Genomic DNA, 11,684 nt, shown 5'->3' on the forward strand with positions numbered 1-11,684 from the left:
CGACTCTATAGACCTAGCATAAAACTATGTTTAAAAAAGTCAAAGCAAAACTATCTAGAGTATGCAAGCTTAAACTACCAGTAGGTTCTATTGCTAAATAAATCACTAGTCATTAAATTATTAGTTGTGTTACTTAGTTGTTTCAGTGCGGCTAGCGCTTGTTCTTGTGGTACTGAGGTCTTGGGCGGTTATGGAATTGGTGGACCGATCCTTACTATGCCAGCTTATACTTTACCTAAGGGCAAGATTGTCTTGGGGACTGGTTTACAATACAATAATTTTAAGCAATTTTCGAATAGCACTCTAAACGCACTCAATAGAAGAGATTTGCATGGACATTCTCAAGATTCACTGATGGTCAATTTTGTTTCTGCAGCTTATGGAATGACTGATGATTTAGACTTGATTCTGAATTATCCATATCGTTATATCTATGGGCTCAAAGCAACTGGACACGGTTCTACAGTTGATCAAGGAAATTCAATTGGCTTTGGTGATTTGACTTTGCTCGCCAAATATCGTGTTTATAAACAACAAACTCAAGTTGCGATACTTGGCGGAATGAGATTTCCAACTGGGCAAACTAATGAGCGTGATGAGTTTGGTTTTAAATTAGCTGCTGACGATCAGCCAGGGACTGGTTCTTGGGATCCAATTATGGGGCTAGCAATTAGTCGTCTTTATAAACAAATGTCTTTTGACTTGAATGCCAGTTACCGGCTCTCCAATCAAGGCAGCCAAGATACTATAGTTGGAGATCTTTTCAGTTACAACATAGCGACGACTTATAATTTCAAGCACTCAATGATCAAAGATCATAAGCTAAAGCCCAGTTTAATTGTGGAATTAAACGGAGTTTGGCAAGAAAAAACTGAGTTTGAAACGCTCAAGGACGGAAATCATGGGGGCAATTTACTTTACCTAAGTCCAGGGCTCAGATTAAGCCTTGATGATTTAGCTCTCAACTTCTCGCTAGGTTTCCCTTTATTGAATGATCTTAATGGTTTGCAGCCAGAAGCTGGTATTCAGCTATTTACCAGTTTAAATTGTTTAATATAGATTGATTCAAAAGGGTGTCCTTAAAGCTTCATAAATAATAAAATACATATTAACGTGATTCAAAAGCCATTTTTTCTGCTAGAATTCAGGCTATGGGACTCTGGGTCCTATAATATTTTGCGAGCTTATGAGTAAAACAATGAACAAAGAAGATAAAAAAGACAAGTCAGAATTCATGAAATGGCTGACAGAGGATGATGCGCCTGAAATCGGTATCGCCAGCAAGGAGCCACTGCCCGATTATTTGCGTGGTGTCAAAACAGAATTTAACAAGATCGAATGGCCCAGTAAAGAGCAAGTTCAGAATGAATTTACTACTGTGGTGATTATCGTTGCGATTATTTCAGCGATAGTTTATTTCATTGATATAGGTTTAGACAAGGTTGTAGATACAATCAAGGGAATATAGAGGTTAGTAATGAGTAAGTTAAAAGCAAAAACTGGTGAAAGAGGATGGTTTGTTGTACAAACAGCAAGCGGCCACGAAAATAAAGTCAAAGGACATATTGAGAAGCGTATTAGTACGATGGAAGTTCAAAATCGTATTTTCAATGTTGTAATCCCGGAAAGAACTGTTGTCAAAGTCAACAAATCCGGCAAGCGTGTTGAAAGAAAAGAAAAAGAATATCCTGGATATGTTTTAGTTGAAATGCTTTTGGATGAACTTACTTGGGCTACTGTAAGAGAAGCGCCTGGAGTACTTGGTTTCATCGGAGAGAAAAACAAACCGACTACCTTAAGTGAAAGTGAAGTAAGAAGAATTCTTCGTAAAAATCAATTGCTAGAGGATCCTAAGCTTGGTGAAAAAGCTGATATAGATTTCAAAATTGGTGAGACTGTTAAGATACAGGCTGGTCCCTTTGAAGACTTTATTGGTGAAGTTGCTGAGATTAATGAAGAACGTATGACCCTTAAAATCAACGTGATTGTTTTTGGAAGATCTACTCCTACAGAGGTTCCTGTGAACCACGTAAGCAAAGTTAGTTAGGCTTCTAGCTCAACGAGCATTGACGTGCTTAGATACCTAGTGGCAGCAAATGTAAAAGGGAGCTTGTTAATCTAAAAGATATGGATATTACACTTGTACTATTTGCTTCCAAGATTGTTGCTTCAATATTCTTTGTATTGATTGCGATTCTTTTGATTGTACTTGCATTTCGTTCTTCGATTATTCTTAAAACCTTGCAGCTTACTGATATTGCAATTCATGGTGCTTCAGCTGCTATCCTTACGCAAGGATCCTTAATTGTTACTACTTTGATACCGATCTTGTTTAAGAAAAAAGCCCCTTCTAATATTTGGACCAAGATTTTCAAGATTAGCCCGCTGGCTAAAAACGAGAGAATTAAGAAACTAATTAAACCCATTACCAATATACTTGAATCGATAGTAGAGTTAATGAGAGTTTAAGATGAAAATAGCTTTATTTACCGAAACTTTTTTGCCACAGATTAACGGAGTCGTCAGAACTCTTGAAAAGATTATTATGCACTTGGAAAACAATGGGCATGAAGTTCTGTTGATTACAATTGGTGATGATCATTGTGAAGAGCTTTATTCTAAGACACGTGTTCTAAGAATAAAGGGAATCAAGTTTGCTCTTTATAAAGAACTATATTTAGTTGAACCTGAAGATAAATGGTTACGTAAGTTACTAGTGATGGATTTAATGCATACACCGTTTTCTCTTTTGCAAACTTTGATACCCAGTAAACATAGTATTGTGAAAAATGCACTTGCCGAATTTCAACCTGATTTGGTACATCTTGCAACGCCTGCTACTTTAGGTGCTATCGGTATGTATTACGTCGATGAAATGAAACTCCCATGTTTGGCTACTTTTCATACTGACCTTGCTGCTTACGCGCCGATGTACCAGTTACCTTATGTTGAAGAGATTATTAATGCGATCACTAAATTGATTTATAGTAGAACTGATAGGATACTTTGTCCTAGCCCGAGTACTCAAAAACAACTTGAAGATATTGGATTGAAAAACATTGGAGTTTTGGGTCGTGGGGTGGATCATAGCCTCTACACACCGAAGAAACGCAAGAAGCAAGTCTGGATGAATTATGGTCTTGATCCAGAGAAACGTACGATACTTTATGTTGGAAGATTGGCTGAAGAGAAATCTATTCCTGAGTTGATAGATGCCTTTCTTGAAATCAAAAGAGAGATTCAGGATATTCAATTGGTTTTGATTGGAGATGGTCCAGCTCGAGAACAACTTGAAATTCGTTTGAATGAATACACAAAGGATTTTGCATTTACGGGAATCAAGAAAGGCGAAGAGCTTGCAGAGCTTTATGCATCTGCTGATATTTTTGCTTTTCCTTCTCGCACCGAGACTTTTGGTCAAGTTGTGCTTGAAGCTATGGCTTCTGGTTTACCTGTTATTGGTTATGATTCACCTGGTGTTAGAGATTTAATTCTCGACCAAGAATCAGGCTTGCTCTGTGATGTTTTTTATGGTGACTTTAGGGATGCTATTGAGAAATTGCTTAAAGACCCTGCTCAAGTAGAGCGCTTTGGACAAAAAGCTCGCGAATTAAGTCTCGAACGATCATGGCACAAAATCCTTGATGGTTTAGTTGATGAATATACTAAGCTCGTCAAAGTTTACGTATAGCCAGTATTTATCTAGAGAAATCCTAAAGGTCAAGCAATAGCTAGTCGTTTCGATGCTAAAATCAGGGTATATATCATGAAGACTATGCAAAAACAAGGACTTAGAGGCGCAGATTTACTCGATAATCGTAAATATAATAAATCAACAGCATTTACAGCACAAGAGCGTGAAGAGCTTGGTTTAAGAGGTTTGCTACCTGCCAAAGTTTGTGATGCTGATGTTCAAGCAGGACGTATACTGAGAACTCTCGCAAATAAACACACCGATATGGAAAGATATATTTTCCTAGTGGCTTTGCTTGAACGTAACGAACGTTTGTTTTATCAAATTGTCACTAACAATATTGAACTTACAATGCCGATTATTTATACACCAACTGTTGGTCAGGCTTGTAAAGAATTTGCCCAAAACTTTCGTAAGTCAAGAGGCTTCTATATCAATGTTGGAGACAAAGGAGATATTCGTAAGATACTCGATAACTGGCCTCATGATGATGTCAAGGTGATTGTTGTAACTGACGGTCAACGTATTCTTGGTCTTGGTGATCTAGGTTCTAATGGAATGGGGATACCAATTGGTAAATTGCAGCTTTATGTTGCTGGTGCAGGAATCAATCCTGATCAGTGTTTGCCAATAATGCTGGATGTCGGAACTAATAATGTGGAGTACCTCAACGACCCGCTTTATTTAGGTTGGCAAGAAAAACGCCTTGAGGGTGATGCTTACTTAGAAATGGTTGATGAATTTGTTGAAGCGATTCAAGACAAATATCCTACTGCCTTGATTCAGTTTGAAGATTTTACTACTGACAATGCTTATAGATTACTTGATATCTACAAAGACAAATGTCTTTGCTTTAATGATGATATTCAAGGTACTGCTGCTGTAGCTTTGGCTGGAATCCTTGCTTATGAAAGAGCTTCTGCTACTGACCTTAAAGACATGAAATTTATGTTCTTGGGAGCTGGTGCTGCGGCAACAGGCATTGGTGACTTGGTTGTCTCTGCAATGGTAGAGCGCGGTATGGATGAAGCTGAAGCTCGCAAGCAATTATGGTTTATTGATAGTCAAGGTTTGGTTGTTGCTTCTCGCGACAAGCTTGCTAGTCACAAACAGGGATTCGCTCATGATCTTGAAGCCATGGAATTCTCGCAAGCGCTTGAAGTTTTAAAACCTAATGTTTTGATTGGTGCAACAGGTTCACCTGGTACTTTTACTCAAGAGATTGTTGAACAGATGATTTCTTTTCATGAAACACCGGCAATCTTTGCATTGTCTAACCCAACTTCCAAAGCAGAATGTACTGCAGAGCAGGCTTATAGTTGGAGTAAGGGCAAAGCGATTTTTGTAAGTGGTAGTCCATTTGATGCTGTAACTTACGAAGGCACAAAACTAGTTCCTGGTCAGGGTAACAATGCCTATATTTTCCCTGGCATTGGTCTTGGTGCTATTGCTTGTAATCTTTCAAGAGTCACTGATGATATGTTCTTAGTTGCCGCGCAAACACTTGCCAACTTTGTTAATGAAAATGATTTAGCCAACGGTACTATGTATCCACGATTGAATGAGATTCGCAAAGCATCTCTTGCTATTGCAGTTGCCATTGCCACCAAAGCTTATGACAAAGGATTAGCTCAAGCTCCGCGTCCTGATGATATTGAAGCGCATATTGCTCAACTTGTTTATGATCCGAGTTACTAGGAATCGCAGAATATGCCTAGAATACTCTTGTATGTGTTGCATTTTTCAGTGTATCCTTTTATTGTTATACCCCATGGGGGTATAATCCGTCCTGTTTTTACCGTATTTTAAGGAATAGTTGCATAATAAGTAAGTAGTTGTAGCTAGCAATGAGTGTAGCGAACACAACCAGGAGCCATAGGCTCCGCAACCAGCAAATCTTTGATTTGCGCAACCAGGCACGAAGTGCCGTAAACCACGAGCGAAGCGAGTACCAATGGCCGGCGATGAAGACAACGAAGACAAGCAGTTTGAGGCGACTCAGCATAAGCTAAAAGAGCAACGCAAAAAAGGTAATGTCTTCAAGAGTAAAGATTTAACTCAACTATGCGTAATGATAGTTGGTTTTGTTATGCTCTTTGTTTTTGGTAATTTTGTTTACAAGGCTATCTATGAGCTTTGTATTGGTTTGTGGACTGAGATCCCCAATTTTGATAAAGTCAGTGGAGCTTATATTGCCACCAAGGCTTGGACTACCTTGGTTTATGTTATTGCACCTACATTAATAGCACTTGCCTTTATAGCTGTTTCTATTGAGGTGCTTCAACTTGGTGGAGTGATGTTTACCATGGAACCGCTTAAATTCAAACTTGAGAAGTTGGATCCTATCAAGGGTCTGAAAAATATGTTCAATGTCAAGTCATTGTTTGAACTTGGTAAGGGCTTATTGAAAGTGATAATCACGGCCTATCTAGCTTGGACAGTGGTTAGCGCGCATATGCCTAAGATACTTGGTAACATTAATGCCGCTCACAAACTATCGAGCTTCTATGTGGTTGCAGGGATTTTTTGGGAATTCTTTTGGAAAATGTCTATGATGCTTTTTGCTGTTGCCTTGATAGACTTTTTATTTCAACGTTGGAAATTTATGAAAGACCAACGTATGAGTTTTAAAGAAATGAAAGACGAGTACAAAGAAACAGAGGGTGATCCTCTAATTAAATCTAAACGTAGACAAAAACAAAGAGAGATCGCTCAAGGCGGTGGTGGTGGTGGAATGGCACGTGTACCAGAAGCTGATTTTGTGGTGAAAAATCCTTCACACGTTGCACTTGCTGTTAAATATAATGATGATATGGATGAAGCTCCCAAGGTATTAGCCAAAGGTGCTGACTTGCTTGCTGATCAAATTATCAAAATTGCAGAGGCTTATGGGGTCCCTGTCATTGAGAACATACCTTTGTCTCGTGCCCTGTTTCGCTTGGTGAGAGTGAATCAGGAGATACCGCCAGACCTTTACAAAGCAGTCGCTGAAGTATTGCTATTCGTTTACAAAGTACGTGGTAGTTCGTTTAAATAACAAAATTGCATCGGGTGCTTGGAAGTTTTTGGTAGAAATTTGGAATTTCAGCAGGCCCCCGATTAATGAAGATACCCCTATGCTCTGTATCGGGGTGCTCCATTTCACCAGCTTGTTGCGCACAGGGAAGCATGAAGAAAGCTGTAGCTTTGTTATGCTTCGATGTCAGAGGCTCAGGATGACACTAATTAACGTTTGTCAGACAACTCACGCAGATATTTATATGAAGTAATTTCCTCAGCACTCAATTTACTTGGTATATCAATGATGATATGAACGTAATGATCACCAAGGATCTCTCCTTGAGAGTTTTTAAGACCTTTGCTACGTAAACGTAAGATTCTACCGTTGTGAGTACCAGCAGGAATTACTACTTCAACAATGTGTTCAAGCGTAGGAATTTTTTTAGTACAGCCAAGTACCGCTTCTTGAGGTTCAATTGTTAGCTCACTATGAACATCATCTTCATCAAGCCAAAACTGCTCATGTTCAGTTAACCTAACTAATAAATAAAGATCACCAGCTGTGCCACCATTTTCTCCAGGTTTACCTTCACCAGCTACTTTGATTCTTGTGCCATTGCGCACTCCAGGAGGGATACTTACTTCTAGTCGTCTGATGTTTTTACTAGAGATTGTAATCTCGATTTTGCGCATGCAGCCGTGGTAAGCATCTTCAAGACTCAAGTCGATAAGCATTTCAAAGTCTTCACCTTTGACTGGCTTTGGTGTTGACTCTGTCTTAGAACGGTTTTGAGAGCCACTTGCTTTCTCTGCCTCTTCTTTCTGTTTGCCAAAAAACATTTCAAAGAAATCACTTTTGTTTTCTTCATTTTTGGAGCTGGTTGTTCTTGTTCTCTCTTGCTGTTTTCGTCCTTTGTCAGTAGTTTGTTTTTCTCGTAATTCTTGTTCTTTTTGTTTGTAAAAATCTGCAAATGAATTATAGTTGGAATACATCTTCTGTTGCTTGAAGGTCTGTGACTTTGAATCAAAAGGATTAGTTTGTTTCATATTGGAGTAAATATAGTCATATCTACCTTTTTTATTTTTGTCTTTGAGCACTTCATATGCTTCGCTAATTTTTTTAAATTGTTCTTCTGAGCCTGTACTTGCATCGGGGTGATGCTGTTTAGCTAATTTTTTGAATGCCGCTTTAACTTCCTTTTCATCGGAATCCTTATTTACGCCAAGGGTCTTATAATAATCTTTGAAATCCATTCTATAGTTTGCGTAGATAATATTGCCACGTTGCTTGCTGCTCCTGGCAATGACGTTGGTTTTTAATTGCTACTTGCGTAGCACCTACTAAGTATTATGCCCGTTGCGACAGAAACATTGAGACTTTCAAATTCAATTGGTATATGAATCTGAAAATCACAATGCTTGATGATATTATCTGACAATCCTTTGCCTTCATTACCTACTAAAATCACTGATTTTTTATCGAAATTGGTATCGTAAAGACTGGTGGATTTATCTTTGTCGAGATGTGAGCCATAAACCCAAAACTGTTGTTTCTTGAGCTTCTCCAGGCAATTTACTATATTACCTACTCGCACTATTGGCAGTCTACTTGCTGCGCCTGCACTTACTCTAAGTACGGTGGCATTTACTGGACAGCTTTTGTGTTTACCGATAACTACAGCGTCTACTTTAAAGGCTAAAGCACTTCTCATAATTGCACCTAAATTATGTGGGTCTTCAATATTGAGAGGAATTAAAATACGTTTGAGATCATTTTCATAGAGGTAATCTTCTTCAAGGATTTTGACTGGCGCAATTTCAGCAATCGCAGAACGATGATCTTCACCATTAGCAATGCGATCAAGATCTTTTTTGCCAATCTTCATTATTGGAATATTTTTTGCTCTAGCTTTTGTTTCAATTTCTTTGAGTTTAGGATGAGGAGTATCCGCGATCCAAATTTTGTTGATTGACAATCCTGAATCTAGAGATTCAATAATTGGATTTTTACCAAAGATTTTTTGGTTTTGATTTTCATTCTCCATTAGTTGTTGCTTCCTTGTTACCATCTATGGTAAATGTTTTTGGTTTGGGTTGTATTCTTGGTTTGCGAGTGTTGCTGGCTTCTTGAAATGAGTTCTTGCGTTTCTCCGTTTCATTTTTGAGATTCTTGATGGTTTTGATTTGTTTATCCTCGTCTGAAAGTCTATTTTTCATTAAGAGTAACCTGTCTTTGCCTCGTTCTTTGATCTTGCCAGTGTCTGGAAGTGGGGATGCGTCCTTGGGCTCAGTGCCTGGTACGAAGCGTTTAAACACTGGGTTTGGGGTAAACTCATTAGCTAGTGAACCAGTTAACGGGTCAATTGCAATTAATTTATAATCAGCAGCAAACGAAAAAGTCCTTGATGGTTTTGGTCTTGCTTCATAATACTTGGTCATGTATTCTTTCCAAATCCAAGCAGGTGTACTACCGCCTGTTGCATAACGTGAAAGAACTTCTTTATTGTTTTCGTTGCCACACCAAACTGTAGTTACATAGTCTGGAGTGAATCCAGTAAACCAAATATCTCTACTGCCATCAGCAGTACCTGTTTTACCAGCCATTGCTCTTCCTGGAATTCTTGCTAGTGCACCAGTGCCAAAGCGAACTACATCTTCTAATATTCGAACTAATTGAGCTACATGTCTCTCAGGCAAGCTTGATATTGGAATAGGTTCATTGACTTCAAGTACTTTACCCTGTGAATCTGTGATTCTACGAATCAAAATTGGCTCCATACGCACACCACCTCTAGCAAATGTAGAGTAGGCAGTTGCAATCTCTAGTGGGCTAAATGCTTGAGCGCCAAGTGCAAGAGAAAGATGTGGTTGCATTGGTGTTTCGATACCAGCTGCTTGAGCTGTTTTGATAATGTTTTTAATACCAGTTTTCATTGCTACTTTGACGGATGGAATGTTTCGAGAAAAAATCAAGGCAGCTCTTGCTGTCATTGGTCCATGAAATTCTTCATCAAAGTTGTGTGGTCTCCAATAGCCTGTTGGAGAGGAGATATCTGGGATTTTAAGCTCTTCGTCTTGAATGACAGTACTCGGGTCAATGATGCCATTCATAAACGCTGTTAAATAAGTAAAAGGTTTAAAACCACTACCTATAGTATGTACATTGGTTGCTCTATTAAATTGATATTGCCAGAAATTACCCACACCACCAACTAGAGCACGAATTTCTGCTGATTTAACGTCAATTGTGACGAGGGCACCTTGATTAATCCCAGCTGCTGCATTCGTAACTCCAAGGTTGAGTGAGGCTTGTGCTAATCTTTGCGCGACAGGATCAAGTCCGGTATAAACTTTGAGTCCAACTGATTTTAGTTCGTTGCGGGTGTAGCGTTTGGATAATTCTTGTTCGACATAGCTGAAGTAATGCGGAAACAAAGACATATTGCCTTTGGACGGTTTGAATTCTAGTTTGCTATCAATAGAATTTTTATAATCATCCTTACTTATATATCCGTTACTAAACATTTTGTCTAGAACGTAAGCCTGTCTTTTGAGAGCATCTTCAAGATGGTTTGATAAATAACTTGGTGCTGTTAGTAAACCCGCTAGGTAAGATGCTTCTGAGATATTGAGTTTTGATGCTGGCTTGGAAAAATACCTTTGAGCAGCACGTTCAATTCCGTAAGCAAGATTGCCAAAATAGACTTGGTTTAAATATATTTCAAGGATCTTTTCTTTGGGATATTTATCTTCTACTTCAAAAGCAATTAAGAGTTCAACTATTTTACGTATGAAGCTACGTTTGTAACGATCATCTTCTTTAATAAACAAATTCTTGACCATTTGTTGCGAAATGGTACTACCACCTTGAACTATTTTCCCGGCTTTAAGATTGATAGCAGTAGCTCTAAGAATGGAAGTTAAACTAACCCCGGAGTGATGAAAGAAATCGCTATCTTCAGCTGCTAAAACAGCTTGTTTCATGTGATCAGAGATTTGAGAAAGTTTGACTACTTGTCTGTCTTCTTTGCCTTGCAAGACACCAACAAAATTGTCTTTATAATCATAGATCTCGATACTACCAATTGGTTGGTAATCCTCAAGTATTGATAAATCTGGAGCGCCTAAGATGCCATTGAGTAATGGAATACTTGCTCGTAAAATAAAGGGACTTGCTATCAGTAAGATCACTGCCCCAGCAATTATTTTGGTTTTGTTTGGCAATTGTAGTATCTTCTTAATCATCAGCGAATATATCAGAATATTCTAGCTTAATTAGCTCTGATTCTGCGAGATTTGCTAATTTGAGACCTGCAATTCGTATTCTCTGTAAATCTTTTACTTGATTATTTAATTCTGCGACCATTTTACGTATTTGTCTTTTGTAGCCTTGTTCAAGAATGCAAGTGAATTGCCTACTATTAACAAATTTGGCTTTACAAGGCTTGGTCTTGACTCGCTCACCAGCCTCATCTTCATCTTCTTTATATATTGTTACACCCTTGCAAAAAGCTTCTATAAACGCATAATCTATTTTGTCTGTGCAAGTAACAAGATATTCTTTCTCGTGCTCATGCTTTGGATGACTGAGAGTTTGACTTAAGTCGCCATCATTTGTAAGTAGAATTAGTCCACGTGAGTTTTTGTCCAATCTACCAACTGGATAGAGTCTAGTTTTTTTTGTTTCAGGATATCTTTTTTGTATATAACTGATTATATTATTTGGCTCATCTTCAGCACAGGTACAGACCACGTTAGTGGGTTTGTTAAATGCATAATAACTATGCTTTTGTTTTTCGTTAAATTGGTAAGTCTTGCCTTTGTAACTTAACTCATCTCCAACTTCAATTTGTTGACCGAGTTCTACTACCTTATTATTAACAAGGATTAGACGAAGTTCTATTAATCTATCAGCTTCTCGACGAGAGGCTAGTCCTAATTGGGCGATGAATTTATTGATGCGCATTGGTTTTTTGAAGCTTGTGGCCTT

Annotated in this window: 11 protein-coding genes; 7 read left to right on the forward strand and 4 right to left on the reverse strand. The window is 38.3% G+C overall.

Annotated elements, in window-relative coordinates:
• Window positions 1–126: 126 nt before the first annotated feature.
• The 7 genes from O3C63_04245 (at window position 127) to O3C63_04275 (ending at window position 6,731) form a co-directional block, all read left to right on the forward strand.
• Window positions 127–1,059 (forward strand): transporter, encoded by a 933-nt coding sequence (locus O3C63_04245; GenBank protein MDA0772134.1) that lies wholly within the window; start codon window positions 127–129, stop codon window positions 1,057–1,059.
• Window positions 1,060–1,198: 139 nt separating this feature from the next.
• Window positions 1,199–1,468: a preprotein translocase subunit SecE gene (gene secE, locus O3C63_04250; GenBank protein MDA0772135.1), complete on the forward strand. Its 270-nt coding sequence runs from the start codon at window positions 1,199–1,201 to the stop codon at window positions 1,466–1,468.
• Window positions 1,469–1,477: 9 nt separating this feature from the next.
• Entirely contained in the window at window positions 1,478–2,047 is a 570-nt protein-coding gene (gene nusG / locus O3C63_04255; GenBank protein MDA0772136.1) for a transcription termination/antitermination protein NusG, read from the forward strand.
• A gap of 80 nt (window positions 2,048–2,127) precedes the next feature.
• Complete coding sequence (locus O3C63_04260) at window positions 2,128–2,469, forward strand: hypothetical protein (GenBank protein ID MDA0772137.1); 342 nt, start codon at window positions 2,128–2,130, stop codon at window positions 2,467–2,469.
• A 1-nt stretch (window position 2,470) separates the two neighbouring features.
• Window positions 2,471–3,691 carry a glycosyltransferase family 1 protein gene (locus tag O3C63_04265; protein MDA0772138.1) on the forward strand — a complete coding sequence of 407 codons (1,221 nt, stop codon included), beginning with the start codon at window positions 2,471–2,473 and terminating at the stop codon, window positions 3,689–3,691.
• A 75-nt stretch (window positions 3,692–3,766) separates the two neighbouring features.
• Complete coding sequence (locus O3C63_04270; GenBank protein ID MDA0772139.1) at window positions 3,767–5,392, forward strand: NAD-dependent malic enzyme; 1,626 nt, start codon at window positions 3,767–3,769, stop codon at window positions 5,390–5,392.
• A 256-nt stretch (window positions 5,393–5,648) separates the two neighbouring features.
• Window positions 5,649–6,731 carry an EscU/YscU/HrcU family type III secretion system export apparatus switch protein gene (locus O3C63_04275; GenBank protein MDA0772140.1) on the forward strand — a complete coding sequence of 361 codons (1,083 nt, stop codon included), beginning with the start codon at window positions 5,649–5,651 and terminating at the stop codon, window positions 6,729–6,731.
• Window positions 6,732–6,919: 188 nt separating this feature from the next.
• Here the strand turns inward: O3C63_04275 and O3C63_04280 are convergent, their stop codons facing one another.
• The 4 genes from O3C63_04280 to O3C63_04295 form a co-directional block, all read right to left on the reverse strand.
• Entirely contained in the window at window positions 6,920–7,948 is a 1,029-nt protein-coding gene (locus tag O3C63_04280) for a DnaJ domain-containing protein (protein MDA0772141.1), read from the reverse strand.
• Window positions 7,949–8,010: 62 nt separating this feature from the next.
• Window positions 8,011–8,739, reverse strand: a complete 729-nt coding sequence (gene rlmB, locus O3C63_04285; GenBank protein ID MDA0772142.1) for a 23S rRNA (guanosine(2251)-2'-O)-methyltransferase RlmB — start codon at window positions 8,737–8,739, stop codon at window positions 8,011–8,013.
• Complete coding sequence (locus O3C63_04290) at window positions 8,729–10,939, reverse strand: PBP1A family penicillin-binding protein (GenBank protein ID MDA0772143.1); 2,211 nt, start codon at window positions 10,937–10,939, stop codon at window positions 8,729–8,731. Before O3C63_04290 ends, rlmB begins: the two co-directional genes overlap by 11 nt.
• Window positions 10,932–11,660, reverse strand: a complete 729-nt coding sequence (locus O3C63_04295) for a pseudouridine synthase (protein ID MDA0772144.1) — start codon at window positions 11,658–11,660, stop codon at window positions 10,932–10,934. Before O3C63_04295 ends, O3C63_04290 begins: the two co-directional genes overlap by 8 nt.
• Window positions 11,661–11,684: the final 24 nt, after the last annotated feature.

Source organism: Cyanobacteriota bacterium (genome assembly GCA_027618255.1).
Classification (GTDB): domain Bacteria; phylum Cyanobacteriota; class Vampirovibrionia; order LMEP-6097; family LMEP-6097; genus JABHOV01.